The organism is Azospirillum sp. TSO5, from assembly GCF_003116065.1.
In the GTDB taxonomy this organism is placed as follows: domain Bacteria; phylum Pseudomonadota; class Alphaproteobacteria; order Azospirillales; family Azospirillaceae; genus Azospirillum.
In genome coordinates, this window is record NZ_LGQY01000067.1 from 1 (window position 1) to 18,684 (window position 18,684).

The 18,684-nt window shown below is 68.3% G+C and carries 14 protein-coding genes and 1 pseudogene; 5 read left to right on the forward strand and 10 right to left on the reverse strand.

The window, feature by feature from the left end; all coding sequences use genetic code 11:
* From TSO5_RS18265 to TSO5_RS18295, 7 genes and pseudogenes are all read right to left on the reverse strand, one after another.
* Nucleotides 1-448, reverse strand: a pseudogene (locus TSO5_RS18265) (hypothetical protein); the annotation flags it as partial.
* Nucleotides 445-1,848, reverse strand: a complete 1,404-nt coding sequence (locus TSO5_RS18270; RefSeq protein WP_247870815.1) for a glycosyltransferase family 4 protein — start codon at nt 1,846-1,848, stop codon at nt 445-447. The pseudogene TSO5_RS18265 and the gene TSO5_RS18270, both read right to left, overlap by 4 nt.
* Entirely contained in the window at nt 1,845-2,672 is an 828-nt protein-coding gene (locus TSO5_RS18275; protein ID WP_109152888.1) for a class I SAM-dependent methyltransferase, read from the reverse strand. Before TSO5_RS18275 ends, TSO5_RS18270 begins: the two co-directional genes overlap by 4 nt.
* A complete protein-coding gene (locus tag TSO5_RS18280) occupies nt 2,669-4,960 on the reverse strand; it encodes a glycosyltransferase (RefSeq protein ID WP_109152889.1) in 2,292 nt (763 codons plus the stop codon). The genes TSO5_RS18275 and TSO5_RS18280 overlap by 4 nt, the downstream gene beginning before the upstream one ends.
* Before the next feature lie 140 nt (nt 4,961-5,100).
* Nucleotides 5,101-5,919, reverse strand: coding sequence for a calcium-binding protein (locus TSO5_RS18285; RefSeq protein ID WP_109152890.1), 819 nt, complete (start codon nt 5,917-5,919; stop codon nt 5,101-5,103).
* 537 nt (nt 5,920-6,456) lie between these two features.
* Nucleotides 6,457-7,812, reverse strand: coding sequence for an HlyD family type I secretion periplasmic adaptor subunit (locus tag TSO5_RS18290; RefSeq protein ID WP_109152891.1), 1,356 nt, complete (start codon nt 7,810-7,812; stop codon nt 6,457-6,459).
* A complete protein-coding gene (locus tag TSO5_RS18295) occupies nt 7,809-9,533 on the reverse strand; it encodes a type I secretion system permease/ATPase (protein ID WP_109152892.1) in 1,725 nt (574 codons plus the stop codon). The genes TSO5_RS18290 and TSO5_RS18295 overlap by 4 nt, the downstream gene beginning before the upstream one ends.
* Before the next feature lie 539 nt (nt 9,534-10,072).
* On the opposite strand from TSO5_RS18295, the gene galE reads away from it, so the two are divergent.
* From galE to TSO5_RS18310, 3 genes are read left to right on the forward strand one after another with little or no spacing between them, the layout of a single operon-like run.
* Nucleotides 10,073-11,086, forward strand: a complete 1,014-nt coding sequence (gene galE, locus TSO5_RS18300; RefSeq protein ID WP_109152893.1) for a UDP-glucose 4-epimerase GalE — start codon at nt 10,073-10,075, stop codon at nt 11,084-11,086.
* Nucleotides 11,087-11,125: 39 nt separating this feature from the next.
* Entirely contained in the window at nt 11,126-11,695 is a 570-nt protein-coding gene (locus TSO5_RS18305; protein WP_109152894.1) for a winged helix DNA-binding protein, read from the forward strand.
* A gap of 13 nt (nt 11,696-11,708) precedes the next feature.
* Entirely contained in the window at nt 11,709-12,935 is a 1,227-nt protein-coding gene (locus TSO5_RS18310) for a DUF2336 domain-containing protein (RefSeq protein WP_109152895.1), read from the forward strand.
* A gap of 5 nt (nt 12,936-12,940) precedes the next feature.
* On the opposite strand, the gene TSO5_RS18315 is transcribed toward TSO5_RS18310, so the two are convergent.
* Nucleotides 12,941-14,299: a nitrate regulatory protein gene (locus TSO5_RS18315; RefSeq protein WP_109152896.1), complete on the reverse strand. Its 1,359-nt coding sequence runs from the start codon at nt 14,297-14,299 to the stop codon at nt 12,941-12,943.
* A gap of 223 nt (nt 14,300-14,522) precedes the next feature.
* On the opposite strand from TSO5_RS18315, the gene TSO5_RS18320 reads away from it, so the two are divergent.
* Together TSO5_RS18320 and TSO5_RS18325 are read left to right on the forward strand one after the other, a co-directional pair.
* Nucleotides 14,523-14,714, forward strand: coding sequence for a hypothetical protein (locus TSO5_RS18320; protein WP_109152897.1), 192 nt, complete (start codon nt 14,523-14,525; stop codon nt 14,712-14,714).
* Between the two features lie 134 nt (nt 14,715-14,848).
* Nucleotides 14,849-16,063, forward strand: coding sequence for an alpha-hydroxy acid oxidase (locus tag TSO5_RS18325; RefSeq protein WP_282183518.1), 1,215 nt, complete (start codon nt 14,849-14,851; stop codon nt 16,061-16,063).
* Nucleotides 16,064-16,152: 89 nt separating this feature from the next.
* Here the strand turns inward: TSO5_RS18325 and TSO5_RS18330 are convergent, their stop codons facing one another.
* Both TSO5_RS18330 and TSO5_RS18335 read right to left on the reverse strand, forming a co-directional pair.
* On the reverse strand, nt 16,153-16,824 hold the full coding sequence (locus TSO5_RS18330; RefSeq protein WP_109152898.1) for a hypothetical protein: 672 nt from the start codon (nt 16,822-16,824) through the stop codon (nt 16,153-16,155).
* 64 nt (nt 16,825-16,888) lie between these two features.
* On the reverse strand, nt 16,889-18,496 hold the full coding sequence (locus tag TSO5_RS18335) for a glycosyltransferase (RefSeq protein ID WP_109152899.1): 1,608 nt from the start codon (nt 18,494-18,496) through the stop codon (nt 16,889-16,891).
* Between the last annotated feature and the right edge of the window lie 188 nt (nt 18,497-18,684).

Here is an 18,684-nt window from a genome sequence, read left to right on the forward strand (position 1 = left end):
CCAGCCCGGACAGCAGGCGGGTGCGGCGGTCGCCGCCCCCCGCCTCGCCCTCGCCCATCTCCGGGCCGGAGAGCAGGGTCACGGCGACGTCCAGCGCCACGCCGAGCGACTGCGGCTGCACCTCGCGCAATGCCGCGACCAGATGGGCCGGGTTGGTGCGGACGTTGGACAGGCGGGGCAGCAGCAGATGCTTGCCTTGGGCGTCCTCGATCTCGATGCGGGACGGGCGCATGTGGGACAGTCCGGTGACACGGATGGCGCCCAGGAACCAGCGCTCCCCCGCCCCGTCGGTCCAGCAGCCGCCACGGAAACGCCCGTCGGTCATACCGTCCAGCATCACCACGCTGTCGGCCGGCAGGGGCTGGTCGATGGCGCCGAACAGCATCAGCGTGTCTTCGTCCAAGAGGACGGCGGCGGTGATGTCGGCCTTGGTGCTGCGGTCCTTCATCGGGTGCGATTCCCCTGGATAAGAGCGGCGGGTGCGAGATTGGCTGATGTTGGGGACAGAAGTTCGCCGTAGAGCGCGAGGTGGAGCGACGCGGCCTCCTCCGTCGGACGGACGGCCGGGATGTTGGCCGACAGCCGTTCCCACAGATCGGGTTCGGTCATCGCGCGGGTCATGACACGGGCGAGGTCGGCGGGGTCGTTGGGGCGGACATGCAGGCCGTCGACGCCGTCGCGCACAGCCTCCGCCATGCCGCCGATGCCGCTGACGATCACCGGGCGGCGGTGCTGGAAGGCCTCTTGGATCACAAGCGGCGCGTTCTCCCACCAGATCGACGGCATCACCACCCAGTCGGCGGCAGCCATCAGCGCCGGCATCTCCTGCGGCCGGTAGGGACCGTGGGCGGTGGCGAGGCCGCGCGTTGCCTCAAAGCCGTCGGCAACCCGCTGGCGGAACTCCGGCGCCTGAAACAGGCTGCCGCCATGCACGGCGAGCGACGGGGAAAGGCCCTGCCGCGCCATGCGGGCGACGGCATCCAGCGCCACTGTGACGCCCTTGAACGGGTTCAGATTGCCGAAATAGGCGAAGGCGTCGCGCGCCGCACCGAGGGCGAGGTTGCGGGCCGGGGCCGGCTCCACCGAGGGACGGCTGTTCGCCATCACCTCGATCCGGGCGGGGTCGAGGCCCCAGGCGACATAGCGGTCGCGCAGGAAGCGGCTGGGCGCCAGGAAGCGGTCGACAAGCCCGAACATCGCCTTGATGTGCTTCTCACGCAGCAGGAACTGATCGGCCGGCCGGTCGGGGAAGCAGCGGTGACAGGCATCCGGCGATGCCTTGCTGCAAAGCGCGCGTTCCCCCTCGCCTCGCGGCGGGGTGACCATCTGGCCGTCATTGGCGCAGATCGGGTAATAGTCGTGCAGGGTATAGACGATCTTCGCGTCCGGGCAGACGCGGCGGATCAGGAACAGCATCTCCACGCCCAGCAGCAGCGTGTGATGCACATGCACGATGTCCGGCCGGAAGGCGCGCAGCAGGTTGGACAGGTCGGGGACCAGCCCATGCAGGTCGATCTGGCTTTGATGGAAATGGTCGAAGTGACCGGCCCACAGCAGCACCTCGTCGGCGCTGCGTCCCAGCGTCTGGAAGCCGGTGCCGGGACGCGGCGCGCGGTGGGTGTCGTTGGTGCAGGCCAGGAACAGGCACTCGGCCCCCGCCGCCTTCAGGCCGCCGAACAGCTCGTGCGCGAAGATCTCGGTGCCGCCGGGATGCAGGCTCGGGTGATTGTGCGCAATCAGCAGCACCCGCGGCGGCCGGGCAGCCACCAGCGGACGCGCCGGCTGGCGCGGGGCAGGACCGGCCGCCGTTTGGTTGGCCGGGACCAATGGAAGGCGGCGGCGGCTCATGGCGCGGTCCCCTTCTCCAGAACCAGCAGGTCCTGGAAATTCTCGGCCTCGCGCTGGCCGCTCCAATGGCCGCGCATCACGGCGCGGGCGGGGCGCAGGCCATGGGCGGCGAAGCGGCCGAGCAAAAACTCCTCGTCATAGGCGACGGCGGCGTTGGGATGCTCGGGATCAGCCAGCAGCTCAACGCCCGGCGCATCGCGGAAAGGCGGGCGCGCGGTGCCCTTGGCGATACCGGCGCGCGCGGTGGCGTCGGCCAGGAACAGGCTGAGGAAGCAGCGCCCGCCCGGCTTCAGCATCCGCGCGATCTCCGCCGCATAGCGCTCGGCGTCGGCCGTGCGCAGGTGGGTGATGACGGAGGTCAGGATGACGAAGTCGTAAGCACCCGCCTTGAAGGGCAGCGTCGCCGTGTCCCCCTCGATCCGGCCGTCGGGATTGTAGAGGCCGTTGGCGACATCGAGATGGTGGAAACGGAACTCCGGATAGGCCGGGGTGATGGTCGACGCGCACCAACGGATGCCGTCCAGCACGATGTCTATGCCATCGTAGGACGAGTCCAGATACTGGGTCAGCGGCAGCGCCATACGGCCGACGCCGCAGCCGATCTCCAGAACCTTGTGGTCGGGACGCAGGCCGCCCAGCCGGACGAAGTGGCGCAGGAACTCCGCCCCGATGGCGCGAAAATCACCGTCGCCGATGAAATGCAGCTCCGGCGGCGGCACCGGCAGGAAGCGGTTGCGCGCGATCTGGGCGCAGAGCCATTCCAGCCGCGGATCGGTCTGGCGGCGCAGGACGGCAAGCTGCGGGGTCGGTACGATCGCGTTCATCGGGTCACCTGTGCTGTCTTGCGGGTGCGGCTGGTCTTCGATGGCCGCACCTCGTCGTCGGCGCACCAGTCGCGCGCCATCAGCTCGTCCATGCGGTCGGCCCAGCGGCGGCCATGGAGCCAGCGGTTGTATTCGGAGGCGACCCCGCGGGTGTAGCCCTGGTGCCGGCCGATGGAGCGGCGTTCCAGATGGTACAGCTCCACCGACGGGGCATAGCGGATGTCGAGACCCTGGTCGCGGATGCGCAGGCACAGGTCCGAATCCTCGAAGTCGCCGATGATGTAGTCTTCGCAGAAGCCGCCGGCGGCGCTGTAGGCGGCACGCGTGGTCAGCAGACAGGCGCCGGTGACGCCAGGAACCGAGCGCGGACGGCAGGCGGCGGCGAAATCGCGCGGCAGGCCCTTGAAGTAATGATGGTTGTACCAGGCGCCCTGCAGGTCGCGGTCGAAATAGAGGCCGGCATGCTGAAGGCTGTCGTCGTCGAACAGCAGCTTCGGCCCGACGGCGCCGACGCCGGGACGCTCCTCCAGCGCCGCGACCAACTGCGGCAGCCAGCCGGCGCGGTCGGGCACCACGTCGGAATTCAGGAACAGCAGACGGTTGCCGCGGGCGACCGCGACGCCCGCATTGTTGGCGGCGGAGTATCCGTAATTGGCGCTCTGCACCAGCAGCAGCATCGGCAGGCCATAGAGGCCATGGAAGCCGCGCAGCAGATGCACCACCTCGTCGCGCTGCTCCGGGCTGTCGAGCACGAAGACCAGTTCGGCATCGGCCATTGCCGGGTCGGTGGCGAAGCTGGATATCTGGAAGCGCAGGAATTCCAGCGTGCGGTAGAGCGGGATGATGACCGACACCGCAGGCTTGGCTTTGCGCTCGCCATAGACGACCAGCTCCGGCTCGCCACGGCTGGCGAGATGGGCGGCGTGCAGCGGGGCGACGGCCGGGGCGATGACGGTCTCCAGCAATTCCGGCGTGGCGAAGCGCGGCGGCAGGCTGCCCAGCACGGCGGCGCGGGCATCGGCATGGGCACGCGGACGCGGCGGCGGGACGAGACGCAGCGCGCCGCCCGATGCCAACCGAAGCTCCGCCGTCACCTGAAGCGCCTCCGCCGGTTCGGGAGAGCCCGGCAGGTACAGGACGAAGCCGCTGCGGTCGATGCCTGTGCTGCCGTAGAGCTTGGCCACATCCTCGCGCGGGAAGCGTTTGCCGAAGCGCTCCACCCGGCGTTCGCCGCCGAAGGGGGTGCGCACCACCAACTCCGAAGCCAGACCATGCGGATCATGCAGCCAGCCGGCGAGGAACAGCCCGCCATCCGAGGTGGGAACCGCGAGGTCGAGCGAGGCGCCGATCGGCCGTTTGGCGTCGGCGGCCTGCCGGCGCGGCAGCGGGGCCAGCGCCTGCAACTCGCTGACCGCCGATGCGGCGGACGCATCGCTGCGACCGCGTTGGGCGAGGCTGGTCAACAGATAATGGCGAAGGGTGGCCGGCGTGTCGGGACGGGCGTTCAACCGGTCGGTCAGGGTGGGCAGGCCGACCGGCTCCTCGGGGAAGCGGCGGCAGGCGACGCCGTTGGCGCCCAGCACCACCAGCAGGTTGCCGGGCGCGCACAGCCCACGGTCGATCAGCAGGTCGAAGGCGATGCGCCCTTTCCCCGCCGGATCGGCACCGATGCAGGCATCGAAGGGCGCCCGCGCCACCCCGTTCGGTGACAGCACGACCAGACCGCTGATGGCGCCGAAGCGGCCGGACAGCGCGCCAGCACACAGCAGAAGGCCACCGCCCGCCGTCGCGCGGACCGCCAGATCGGCCGGCTCAGCCGCACGGTCCAGCACCAGCCGGCGGCACAATGCTGCGAAGGCGGCATCGCGGCGGAGGGCCGGAGTGGAGCAGGCGAAGTCGAACAGGAAGCGCAACACCCGCAGCCGGGCCGCACCGTCCAGACTGCCGAGCAGCCCGGCGGGGTCCAGATCGGCGGCGCCGGATTCGGTGCGAAGCTCGGCGATCACGCGATTGTTGGCGATGAAATGGATGGGCATCCGCGGGTCACGCGGTGCCCGCAGGATCGACAAAACACGCCGCCCGCCCCAGCCGGTCTCGACGGTCAGCGTGGTGAAGGGCGGACGCACCGGCTCGCCGTCGACGCTCGGCGTGATCGGGCCGACCGGATCGGTCGCGCCGTCCGCCTTCCCGTCCATCGTCCAGGAGACGAGGAGGAAGCGGCGACCCAGCGACAGACGTTGGGCGGGGGCGATCGACACCGAATTCGGCAGGACGGCGATGACGGTCATGATTGGGATTCCGGCAGCGTCGATGGAATTGAAAGTCGTAGAGGCGGACTTCGGGCAAAGGGGGACCGGCGGCGGCTTTGACACCACCGGTCCGTCCTTCTCAGGCGTCGCTTAAGAAGCGTCGTCCGATCAGTGTCCGGTTAGTGGATGACGAAGAAGTCGTTCGGGTGGTTGTGGATGTCCGCAGCGGAGACACCCTTCAGCGTGATGCTGTCGCCATGGCCGAGGTCGATCACGGCGTCGCCATGCTGGTCGGTGACGCGGGCGGCCAGATCGGCGGCGTCGGTCACCTTCAGACCATTGATGTTGCGGGAGATCTGCAGAACATCCTCGCCGGCCTTGAAGTCCAGGACCACGTCCTGGCCACCACCGCCGGAGAAGATGAAGACATCGTGGCCGGCGCCGCCGGACAGGATGTCGTTGCCCTTGCCGCCGTCGAGGATGTCGTTGCCGTCGTCGCCGAACAGCACGTCGTTGCCATCGCCACCGGACAGCACGTCGTTGCCGGTGCCGCCATGCAGGATGTCGTTGCCCTTGCCGCCGTCGAGGATATCGTCGTGGCCGCCGCCGGACAGGATGTCGTCACCCTTGCCGCCGGTCAGAATGTCGTTGCCGTCCCCCCCGGACAGCACGTCATTGCCGTTGCCGCCATCCAGCACGTCACGACCGGCGCCGCCGATCAGAACGTCGTCACCATTCCCCCCCAGGATGATGTCGTCGCCCGAACCGCCGTCGATGATGTCGTTGCCGTTACCCCCCAGCAGCACGTCCGCGGCGGTGCCGCCATGGATCACGTCCGCCCCGTTCCCCCCGAACAGAGCGTCATGTCCATCGCCGCCGAGCAGAGTGTCGTTCCCGTTGCCCCCCAGCACCAGGTCGTTCCCCTGCCCGCCAACCAGCAGATCGTCATGATTCGTGCCGACATGCACGTCGTAGCTGCCCCCAGGAACCGTAGCCATCGTAGGTGTCTCCTTGCGATGTGATTGGGATTGTTGGGCCGTCTTTCGGCCTCGCTCAAAAGGCTGAGCTCGCCTTTCGGTGTAACCAAATCTATCGAGGGGATAGTGTGATAAAACTCGGGCACATGGAAGAGAAAGTTGAGTCAAGACAACGAATTCTTCCAGTAGAATGCATTGTCGATATTTTCAAAAAGACAGTTAGTCTGATTTGCATCGAATTTCTAAGCAGTTTACGTTTTAAAAAATGATGGTCTATCCCTCATTCTGACTCCAAAAAGGCCCCGGACCTGTGTCTGCGCCAACCAAGATCCATTTTCGTTAAAGGATGGTTTTCAAATCCGCTTGGTCCAAACAAAGCCACAGAAGCCAAGGACGCATTGTCGCCTGATGCGTCGTCCCATTCGCGGATGTGCAAAAGGGCCGGCGTGGGGGACGCCGGCCCTTCCACGGGGCCGCTTGCAGGGGACGGACACCCAAGCAAGGACCCCAGCCCACACCGGCCCGAACGGGGGAGGGCCGGGGGGATGGCGGTTCCGCTTACCGCTCGCGGAAGGCCCTCTGCAGGCCGTCGGTCAGCGGTGTCAGGAAATAATCGATGGCACGGCGAGCGTGGCCGTGGATCATCACTTCAGCCGGCATGCCGGGATGCAGCTCGACATTCGGCAGGGCCTTCAGCTCCGCCGCATCCATGCTGATCCGCGCCGCGAAGTAATAGGCGCCGGTGCGCTCGTCCTCCAACTGGTCGGCCGACAGCGAAACCACCTGCCCGGCGACCGGCGGCACGGCGCGCTGCCGATAGCCGGTCAGCTTCACCATGGCCTTGCTGCCGACCTCCACATTCTGAACGTCGTGCGGGGAGACGCGCGCCTCCACGATCATGGCGTCGTCCTGCGGCACGATATCGAGGATGCCGGCACCGGTGGGGATCACGCCGCCTGGGGTGAAGAATTTCAGACCGGTCACGCGCCCGGCCTGCGGTGCGGTGACCGCCTGGCGCAGCAGCACGTCATCGGCGCTGCGCAACCGTTCCGACAGGTCGGAAACGCTGGCCTGGGCCGCCTGCAGGTCGGTCGAGACCTCCGACCGGCGGGTGTTGCCGATGTTGATCATGGTCAGCTCGGCGGCGGCGATGGCCTGCTCCGCCTTGGACTTGTTCGCCATCAGCTCACCCAGCCGGCCTTCGGAGTCGGCGACGTTCCGCTGAAGCTCCAGCATCCGTGGCCGGCGCTCGTATCCCTTCGCCAGCAGGCCCTGCACCACCCGCAACTCGTCCTGGGTGTAGCGCAGCCGGTCGGCGGTGGCGACGCGCTGGGACTCCAGAGCCACGATCTCGTCGCGCAGCTGTGAGATTTGTTTGCGCTGGATTCCCAGCTGGGCCTCGTAGCTGTCATGGCGGGACCGGAACAGCCGCTCCTCCACAGACATCGCCTCGGCCGCCACCGGATTGTCGCGGGCGACCTTCACCAGTTCCTCGGCGAATAGAGGATTCGGCGCGTCCGACTGTTCAGCGCGCAAACGTCCCAACTTCGCCAGCGCGGTCCAATACTGTCCCTGCAACTGCGCGACCACGGCCTGGCTTTGTGTGGAGTCCATCCGCAGCAGCACCTGGCCGGCCTGCACGAGGTCGCCGTCCTTGACCAGTAGGTCGCGCAGAATGCCGCCCTCCAGATGGGAAACGGTCTTGCGGTGGCTTTCCACCATCACCGTGCCGGCGGCAAGGGCGGCGCTGTCCAGGCTGGCGGTGAAGCCCCAGGTCAGGAAGCCGCCGAATCCGACCAGCACAGCCAGAGCACCCGCCAGCGCGGTGCCGCGCAGCGACGGTTCGACCGGCGCCATGTCGATGGTGGCGGTCCAGACGGGCTGGGACGACAGAAGGGGTGTATCGCCGGTCATCGCTGTTCTCCGCTGCGGACGAGGCGGGTCACGCCGGCGGGTACGCCGCCCGGCTGCACCAGTTTCAGGACGTCGCTGCGGGCGCCGAAATGCTCGACAGCGCCCTCCTTCATCACCACCAGCTTGTCGGCGATGGCGACGATGGAGGGGCGGTGGGCGATCATCACCACCGTCGTGCCGTCGGCCTTCACCTTATGGACGGCGTTCAGCAGGGCCTGCTCGCCCTCATGGTCGAGGTTGGAGTTGGGCTCGTCCAGCACCAGCAGGCGCGGACGGCCGAACAGGGCGCGGGCCAGTGCGATGCGCTGCCGCTGGCCGCCGGACAGGGAAAAGGCGCTGTCGCCCACCGGCGTGTCGTAGCCGAAAGGCAAGCGGCCGATCATCTCGTGCACCCCCGCCAGCCGGGCGGCGCGGACGATCTCCGCCGGATCGGCGCTGGCCATGCGGGCGATGTTCTCGCCGATGGTGCCGTCCAGCAGGGCGACCGACTGCGGCACGTAGCCGACATATTTGCCGAAGCTCTCGCGCTCCCACAGATAGGTGCTGGTGCCGTCCAGATAGATGCCGCCGGCCGTCGGCTGCCAGACGCCGACCAGCAGGCGGGCCAGCGTCGATTTGCCGGCGCCCGACGGGCCGATGACGCCCAGCACCTCCCCCGCCTCGATCGCGAAGGAGACGTTGCGCAGCACTGGGCGGTTCAGCCCGGCCGGCACATGGCTGACGCGGTCGACGGTCAGCGAGCCGGTGGGTTGCGGCAGCGGCATGGTGGAGCGGGCCGAAGCGCCGTTGTTCAGCAGGTCGCGGATGCGGCGGTGCGCCTCCAGCGCCTTCACCCACTGGCGCCAGCCGTCCACCAGCTGTTCGAAGGGATGCAGCAGCCGGCCGGTGATGAGGCCGGCGGCCATCATGCTGCCGGGGGTCACCAGATTGTCGATCACCAGCGTGGCACCGGCGGCGATCACGCCGACCTGCAGGATCATCCGCAGCGAGCGGGAGGACGCGGCGAGCCCCCGCGACAGGGTGGCGCCGCGGTCGATCATCCCGGCCGATCCGCTCTGCGCCGCCTGCCAGCGCCGGGCCAGGGCCGGCAGCATGCCCATCGCCTCGATGGCTTCGGCATGGCGGACCGTGCCGGCGATGTCGGCGAAGACGCGGGCCGAGGCCTCGTTCGCCTGGGCCATCGGCCGGCGGGTCAGCATGTCGGTGAGCACGCCCATCACCAGCAGCACCAACGCCGAGATGATGGCGAGCACGCCATAGACCGGGTGCAGCAGGAACAGGATCGCCAGGAAGATCGGCGCCCAGGCCAGTTCCAGCGGGGCGGTCACGGCGCTGCTGGTCATGAAGCTGCGCAGGTCGTTCAGGTCGCGCATGGTCTGCGCCGCATTGCGCGGGCCCCCCGACAGCGCGTCGACGATGGAGGCCTCCAGCGCCGGGACGTTGAAGCGGTGCGCGATCACGGCGCTGGTCACCAGGAAGGCGCGGGCGCGGATGAAGTCCAGCACGCCGTACAGCGCCAGCGCCCCCACCGCGATGATCGCCAGCATCGTCAGCGTTTCCAGGCTGCGGCTGCTCATCACCCGGTCGTAGACCTGCATGGTGAAAAGCGGCAGCACCAGCATCAGGACGTTCACGAACAGGCTGAGGACGCCGGCCAGCAACAGGCCCTGTCCGATCTTCCGGTAGGCTTGGGTCAGCAGGGGCCGATCCACGGAACTCATCTTCGATCCTTCCTGATGGAGGACTCGCCGGCTCGCGCGGCGCTTGAAATCGGGAAAACACAAAAAGCTGCCGGCGGCGACGACACGCGGGACAGGAAGCCGGCTGGGGGGATGCCGGATGCGAACGGTCCCGTGAACGGGCGGTCGCCTATGGATGGACAGATCCTGACGCGGGGGGAGGCGTCGGCGGACTTGGCACGCTTAAGCTCTACACCAGAGACATTTTAGGGACGTGTGACAAGTTTCGGCCTCCACTCCTTTCCAGCGGTCGAAAAAGGGGTATCCTCTCCTCTGTAAGCCCTTGATAGAAAACGGTAAAGCAGCGCTTCACCGAAGGTCTTAGGCCGTTGGTGGCGGTTTTTGCAGCCATCTGGTCAGACGCAGCCGACATCGTGCATGCTGCGACGCGATGAATTTGCGCAAGGCGCCGTGATCCCCCAATCCGGCCTGCCCTGCACCGCCCCCCGCTTTCCTTCCACCATGCCGGCCGCCCGTTTCAGGCTGCGGCCCAAAGACCGGTTCAAGGAAACCCACGCTCCATGACGACCTCGAAAACCATTCTCGTTACCGGCGGCGCCGGCTATGTCGGCAGCCACTGCGTGGCGGAGCTTCTCGACCGCGGCCACCGGGTCGTGGTGTTCGACAATCTGCGCCAGGGCCATGCCGCCGCCGTTCCGGCGGAAGCGACCTTCGTCCAGGCCGATCTGGCCGACGAGGCGGCGCTGGCCCGCGTGTTCGGGCAGTGGCGCTTCGATGCGGTGTTCCACTTCGCGGCTCTGTCGGTGGTCGGCGAATCGATGCGCGACCCGCACGCCTATCTGCACGGCAACACCGTCACCTCGCTGAACCTGATCCGCGCCGCGGTGAAGGCGGGGGTGATGAAGCTGGTCTTCTCCTCCACCGCCAACCTGTTCGGCTCGCCCAAGCGGATCCCGATCGACGAGGATGAGGCGATCGACCCCGGCAGCCCCTATGGCGAATCGAAGTTCATGATCGAGCGCGCCCTGTATTGGGCCGACCGCTGCCATGGTCTGCGCTCCGCCTGCCTGCGCTACTTCAACGCCGCCGGCGCCCATCCGAACGGGCAGCTCGGCGAGGATCACAGCCCGGAGACGCATCTGATCCCGCTGGTGATGGACGCCGCCACCGGCAAGCGCTCGCACATCGAGATCTTCGGCGACGACTATGATACCCGCGACGGAACCTGCATCCGCGACTATATCCATGTCTGCGATCTGGCCGACGCCCATCTGCGGGTGCTGGACGCGCTGGACGAGCGGTCGGTCCGCTACAACCTCGGCAACGGCACCGGCTACAGCGTGCGCGAGGTGATCGCGTCGGTGGAGCGCATTACCGGCCGGACGGTCCCGGTGAAGGTCGGCCCGCGCCGCCCCGGCGACCTGCCGGTGCTGATCGCCTCGTCGGAGCGCATCCGCCGCGACCTCGGCTGGCAGCCGCGCTTCCCGGAGCTGGACAGCATCATCGGCAGCGCCTGGGCGTGGCGCAGCGCACATCCCAACGGCTTCCGCGGCCTTGCCGCCGCGGCGGAGTGAGTCAGTAGGAAGGACGACGGCAATGGTAGAGCCGGGATCATGGACGCGATGAGCAACCTGAACTGGGACGATGACGACGCGCCCGAACCGGGTCCGGACGACAGCTCCGCAGACCGGAGCGGCGGCAAGCCCGGCGAGGCTCTCGACCTCGCCGACTTCCACGGCATGGCGCGCCTGATCGAGCGGATGCACCGCCGCTATCTCGACGTCGTCCGTGTCGGGCTGTCCAAGCAGGGCATCGAGGACATCGGGCCAGTGCAGGCGCTGATGATCATGCTGATCGGCGAGGACGAGCTGTCGGTCCGCGACCTGATGGAGCGTGGCTATTACCTGGGCTCCAACGCGTCCTACAGCCTGAAGATCCTGGTCGACGCCGGATACATCAACCGGGCCGCCAACCAGCGCGACCGCCGCACCGCCCGCCTGCAGCTGACCGACAAGGGGCGGGAGCTGTGGGAGGGGCTGCGGCGGATGGAACAGGCGCAGGCCGAGGCGCTGGTGCGCAACGAGACCGAGGTCCGCGACCTGAAGGCCAGCTACCGCACGCTCCGCCGGCTCGACCGGTTGTGGGGCGACATGGTCCGCTATTCCTGCCTCGATTTCGATTGAAGGTCTTCCTCCGATGCCGCAGCCGGGTGCCATGATGCCACACGCCGCCGCCCACCCCGACACCCCCCACCCCAACGGTCTGTCGTCCAAGGACGTGGAGCGGCTGCTCGTCTCGCCGAACGCGGAAACGCGGATCGAGACGATGAACAAGCTGTTCCACGACCTGGAGGCGGGCGCGCTGAGCCCGGCCGAACGGTCGCTGGCGATCGAGGTGGTGCATTGCTTCGCCGGCGACGCCCAGGTGGCGGTGCGCGAGGCGGTGGCCTGGCAGCTGCGCAACAGCCCGCTGCTGACCGAGGATCTGGCGGAGCGGCTGGTGCGCGATGTCGGCCGGGTGGCCTTCCCCATCCTGCGCGACGCCGCCGGCCTGACCGACGACCTGCTGCTGGACGTGCTGTCCGATCCCGATGCCGGCAAGCATGTGGCGGTCGCCAGCCGGTCCAAGGTGTCGGCCCGTGTCTCCGGCGCGATCGCCGAGCGCGGCAACGTGATCGCGGTGACCGCGCTGCTGCGCAACGACGGCGCCGAGGTGCCCGACAGCGCGATGAGCCGCGCGCTCGACCGCTTCGGCCGAGTCCGCATGGTCAGCGAGGCGGCGGCGACCCGGCCCGGCCTGTCGCTGGCGATGGTCGAGCGGGTGGTCGCCTTCGTGTCCGACAGCATGCGCACCACGCTGATGCAGGCGCACGGCCTGTCGCGCGAGCTGGTCGAACGGCTGGTGGAGCGCGGGCGGGAGGCGGCGACCATGCGCATGCTGCGCCCGGTGCTGCGCGGGGCGGAGGACATCGACGCGGTGATCCAGTGGCTGCACACGAATCGCCGGTTGACTCCGGTCCTGCTGTTCCGCTCGCTGTGCGCCGGCGACCTGGAGCTGTTCGTCGCCGGCATGGCGCTGCGCGCCGGCATCCCGCAGGAGAATGCCCGCCGGCTGGCCTGGGATGATGGCGAGCTGGGCATGGCGGCGCTGATGAAGAAGGCGACCGTCGCTCCCGGCCTGACCCACCCGTTCCAGGTCGCGGTCGGCGTCGCCAAGCGCATCGAGTATGAGGGCGAGGAGAGCCGGCGAGAGGATTTCCAGGCGGAGGTCATCAGCGAGCTGTTCACCGCCTGCACGCCCACCAACGACTGGATGGTTGACGACCTGCTGCTGCAGCTGTTCGACCAGAAATCGGACGAGGTGATCGACCGGGCGTTGGATCAGGCGGGGCTGCCCTTCTCGCCGGTGCGGACGGTGCAGTAATCAGGTCATCCGCCCGCGGCCCCTCCTGCCGCCGTGACGCCGCGGAGGATGTCGGACATGCTGAGGATGGCCTCCGCCACCTCGATGATGCGCTTGTTCTGGTTCATCGCCGTCTTGCGGATCAGCTTGTAGGCCTCCTCCTCCGACAGGTTGCGGGTGGACATCAGCAGGCCCTTGGCGCGGTCGATCACCTTGCGCTCGTTGAGCGCCGCCTTGGCCGTCTCCAGTTCCAGGCTGACGTCGCGCAGGCGCTGGGACTGCGCCTGGACGACATCGAGGACCGAGCGCATCAGCTTCGGCCGCAGCCCGTCGGGGGCGTAGAGACCGGAGGCGTCCTGCCCTGCCCCATTCAGTCCCGAGAAGCCGGGATCGGCATCGACCAGCACCATGGCGACCGGCATCACCGCGTCCGGCGCGCGCCCGTCCGCCTGTTCCAGATCGGCGCGGGCCTGGGCCAGCTTCGCCTCGCACAGGCGGCGGAGATCCTCGGTCAGCCGGTCCTCCACCGTCTTCAGCAGATCCATGCGGCGGGTGGAGCGTTCGAACCAGACCTCCGGCGTGATGCCCGACAGCTCGCCATGGCGGGCATCGTCGGCGAGCGCCACCGCGCGCATCCGCTCCACCGCCGCCACCGCCGGGTCGGCGAGCGCGGTGCGGACGGCGGCGGTGTGGGCGGGTTCGGCGAACTCCGCGAAGATGCGGAAGGCTCGGTTCTGCGCGTCAATCAGCTGGGCGAGGCGGGCATGCTCCGCCCCGTCGAAGCGCCCGCGCGAGAAGCCGGCGCTGGCGGTCGCCCGCTCCTGACCGGCGAATTCCTTGCCCTGAACGATGTTGAACAGGGCGACCAGGGCGCGGGAGATCGCCGGGTCGGCGGCGATGTCGGCCGCCTCGAACACCACGGACAGCAGATGGCCGATGATGTCGGTGAAGGCCTTCACCGAATCCTGCGGCACCAGCGCCAGCGACGACACCTGACCGCGTAAGCCCGGCAGACCGTCCAGCGCGTGGAGCGCGATGGCGACGCGGCTGTAGAACTGCGCGCCGGAACTGAGGCGGTCGAGCTGTTCGTCCACCAGATCCAGCCGGTCGCGCAGCACCGCCTCCAGCGCCTTGGCGTCGGACTGCCAGCGGGCGCGGTCGTCGGCGAAGCGGCTGCCGCTGGAGCCCAGATAGATGGAGGAGGCGCCGCGTTCCTTCTGCAGAGCGTGGATGAGGGCGCTGAGATCCCGGACCAGGGCGCTGACCACCAGAAGCTGTTCGACGTCGCGGATGCGGCACAGCTTGGCGGCACGAAGAAATCGCGTCGCGGCGGCGCTGGTCCTGCTTTCGGCCCCGCTTTCCCGACTCTGCTGCTCCATATCCATACGGCCCGTTCCCCCGACATCGCCCTGCCCCACGGGTCCATACGCAATGGATATGCCAGCTTGAACGCGCCCGCGGATCGGCCGGGAATGCGGCTTTTGCGCGAGATCCCGGAGGCGTTGCCGGAAAAATGGGCGGACGGTTGGCGCGAAGATGTGCAGCGCAACATCGAGGCATTCGGCGCTGTTGGGAAGAGAGTATCCCCGTTTCGGAGTCGCTCCCACGATGACCAAGAACCCGTTCATGAGCGCGTGGCTCTCCTGGGCCAACCGCGCCACCGGCATGTGGACCGCCGCGGCGATGTCGGCGGCCAGGCGCAACCAGGCGACGGCCCAATCGGCGATGCTCAAGGCCATGATGACGCCGCCCAAGTCCGGGCACGCCAAGCCGAAGCGCAAGTCCAAGCCGGCGCGCTGAACCGAAACGCGTGAACCGGAACGCGTGAACCGGGCAAAGGGCAGCGTTGCCGCAGCCATGGCTTGACGGTGCGAGGAGGGAATGGCCAAATCCACCCCCTTCCGTTTCACGCGCAACCGTTCGAGACACGCCCCATGACCTCCGTTCGCATGCCTTCGTCGCGGCCGCCGTCGCGCTGGGCGAACCTGTTCACCGACCGGCCCGTCACCTGCATCGAGGATCTGCGGCAGCTGGCGGAATGGCGCGTGCCGCGGATGTTCTACGATTACGCGGATTCCGGCTCCTACACCGAGTCGACCTACCGCGCCAACGAGTCCGACTTCGGCCGGATCAAGCTGCGCCAGCGCGTGGCGGTGGACATGACCAACCGGACGCTGGCCAGCACAATGGTCGGCCAGCCGGTGGCGATGCCGGTGGCGCTGGCCCCGACCGGCCTGACCGGCATGCAGCATGCCGACGGCGAGATCCTGGCCGCCCGCGCAGCCGCCAAGGCCGGCGTGCCCTTCACCCTGTCCACCATGAGCATCTGTTCCATCGAGGACGTGGCGGAGAACACCGACAAGCCCTTCTGGTTTCAGCTCTACGTCATGCGCGACCGTGCCTTCATCGACAAGCTGATCGACCGGGCCAAGGCGGCGGGATGCTCGGCGCTGGTGCTGACGCTGGATCTGCAGATCCTCGGCCAGCGCCACAAGGACATCAAGAACGGGCTGTCCACCCCGCCGAAGCTGACCATCGGCAACATCCTGGACATGGCGACCAAGCCGCGCTGGTCGATCAACATGCTGCGCACTCATCGCCGCACCTTCCGCAACATCGTCGGCCACGCCACCGGCGTCAGCAACCTGTCGTCGCTGTCCTCCTGGACGGCGGAGCAGTTCGACCCGACTCTGAATTGGGACGACGTGCGCCGCATCCGCGACCGCTGGGGCGGCAAGCTGATCCTGAAGGGCATCCTCGATCCGGAAGACGCGGTGATGGCGGCGGAGACCGGTGCCGACGCGCTGATCGTCTCCAACCATGGCGGTCGGCAGCTGGACGGCGCGATTTCCTCGATCGCGGCGCTGCCGGCCATCGTCGAGGCGGTTGGCGACCGCATCGAGGTGCTGATGGACGGCGGCATCCGCTCCGGCCAGGACGTGGTCAAGGCTCTGGCGCTGGGCGCCAAGGGCACCTTCATCGGCCGCGCCTTCCTCTATGGGCTGGGCGCCGGCGGCGAGGCCGGCGTGGCCCAATGCCTGGAGATCATTCGCAAGGAGATGGACGTGACCATGGCCATGTGCGGCCTGCGCGACATCAAGGACGTGACCTCCAACATCCTGGCAGGGAAGCCGCACTTCGGGGTTTGACCGGGGCGGCTGGTGGCTGCGGTGGGGTGGAACGGCGTGGAACGTTTTCCCGGTGCTGTTCCAACCCGCTGATGTCAGGACCTCCGGAATCAGGGGCGGCGGGTGAAAGGCCCCGACCCGCCGCGCAGCCGCGGAAAGGGCGGGAGATTGGGATAGGGATCGTCGGGGTTGACGGTCCAGGGATAGACGCCCTTCGGGCCTTCGGATTCCGGGCGGGCGAGGATCGCGGCGACGGCCCGCGGATCGGGCGGCGTGCGCTCGCGCAATGCACCGGGGATGTCATCATCGAGTTCGGGGACGGTGACGGCGGGCGGGTCTTCGGGCCTGGGGGCTTGCGGCTTGGCGTCGGGACGATCCCTGGGAGTATCGAGACCGGCGAAGAGGCCGAGGCGTTCGGCCAGCCAGCGCACGGTGGAGGGATCGCCGGCGGAGACCAGCCGTTCGATCTGCTCGGCCACCAGGGCGCGCAGCGAGGACAGGCGCAGTTCGGCCTCGCGGTTCAGGGCTTCACGCTCCCACCAGACGCGGATGCGGAAATCCTTGGAGCCGTAATAGGCGCGCCACAGCGTGGTCCGGCTGCAGCCCATGGCGCGGGCGACGTTGAGGAAGCTGCTGCCGCGCGCCAGCATGCCGGCGGCCATCACCCATTGCTCCTCGTGGAACTGCGAGCCGGGGACCAGAGAACCATCGGCAGGAACCGGTGGTTCTTCGGCCCAGCAGGGGAAATGATCGTCTTTCAGCGTACGGGGATCGACGGGCATGGCGAGACTCCGCGGAATGAGAGATTCCGTCGGAGATTATAGGTATATGGTCTGATTTATAGGATTATTTGCAAATCCGCTCGTCCATGCCGCCGCGCCCATGCAAGTCGACCGCTTCGTCCAGATAGCGGGACAGCGCCGCCGCGGCCTCGGCCGGGTCGCTACGCCCGGCGCTCCGGGACCGCGCTTCGGCCGCCGCCTCGGCGAAGGCGGCCGGATCGTTGGCCAGCAGGGCAAGCCGGTCCACGGCGGCGGCGTAATCGGGCACGACGAACCGGGGGCCGATGACCGCCGACACGTCGCCGACCGGCAGCGAAACCGGGACCACGCCGGCGGCCAGCGCCTCGGCGGCGCTCGCTCCGCCGCCGGTGCGCCGCGGATTCACATAGGCGTCCGCCGTTTGCATCAAACCCGCCATGTCGGTCACATAGCCCAGGTGGAACAGGCGTCCGGCATGTCGTGACCCTTGCAGGCGCTCAGGAATCGCTGCCGCTTCACCGGCGAACGCCACCGCCCCCCGGGGAACACGGTCGATGAGGGATTCCAGCATCGCGAGGAAGGCGCCGTCGGCCTCCTCGTCCAGCCGGTTGCCGATAACCAGACAGAGGAAGGCATCGTCCGGCAGACCGTGGCCGGCCCGGCTTACCGCCTTGGAGGGGGCTGCCGGCCTGTCCGGTTCCGGCGCACCGATCAGTGAATGCAGAAAGCGGAAGGGCCGCCAGGAAGCCGCGAGCGGACCGCTTGCCGGTCGGCCGCCACCGCCGAAATCCAGCACGATGTCGGCCAGCGAGGGGATGGCTCCGCTGGTGGTGGGGATGCACAGGGTCGGTCGCGCCGCAGCCAGCAAGTCGGCGATGATAACCGATCCGCCCAGCGACACCACCACGTCCGGGTCGTGCCATTCGACCGCGCGCAGGAACCAGTCGATCTTTTCCCGGCTCAGCCCGCGGGCGGTCGAGGACAGCATTCGGAAGTTGCGACCGTCCGCCTCGATCACCTGCTTGCCATCGAAGGCCGGCTCCACGGAGGACGCGAAGGACGGCACGAACAGGCTGTGGATGTCGGCGGGCATGATGTTGGTGTTGAGGATCACCACCTCCCGGCCGCAGCGTTCCTCCAGAACCGTGGCATAGGACAGCAGGTCGCGCGATGGCTGGTGACGCAGGGAAAGAAACTGGTTGGTCACCAGCACGACCCGCCCGGTGGCCGGATTGCCCGCCGGGCGGGGCCGCGGCGCGACGCCGAGCCCGTCGCGGATCGCCACGACCAGGCGGGTGTAGTATGGAAACAGCCGTTCCTCGAAGAAGCCGGGCCGGCTCGCCCCGTCCATGCGCATCAGGAAAAGCTGGCGGCCCATGCAGCAATAGATGTGAAGCAACCGGTCGAGATCCGGGCACTCGAACTCCGCGTCTATCAGGTCGAGCAGTTCGTCATAGTGGCGCAGGGCGCCGGTGATCGCGGCCATGGCCGACAGACGCAGGACCGGATCGGCATTGCGGGTGACGCGGCCCACCTGCAAGGCGCAAGCGGCGCGCTCGTCCGGCGGGGCAAGGCGGAGACGATCCAGCGATGCCTCGATCTCCCGCAATGCGGACGCGCTTTCGACCGGCCGCAGCATGGCGCGGCAGAGCGCGGCAACGGCATCCGCGGAATTTCCTGCCGACAGCTCCATGGCTCAACCCCCGGTAAGGCCACCCGGCCGCACCAGATCAAATTACCCGGCGCGCGGCAAGGAGAGTCTGACATGCGGCCGGGCGCCGCGGGGGAGCCGCAAACGCCTTTCCCGCAACACTCCCCGCCCTGCCCTGTTGTACCGGGGCAACGTGCCGCGCCGGCGCGTAAAGCCGGTGCAATGGGGAG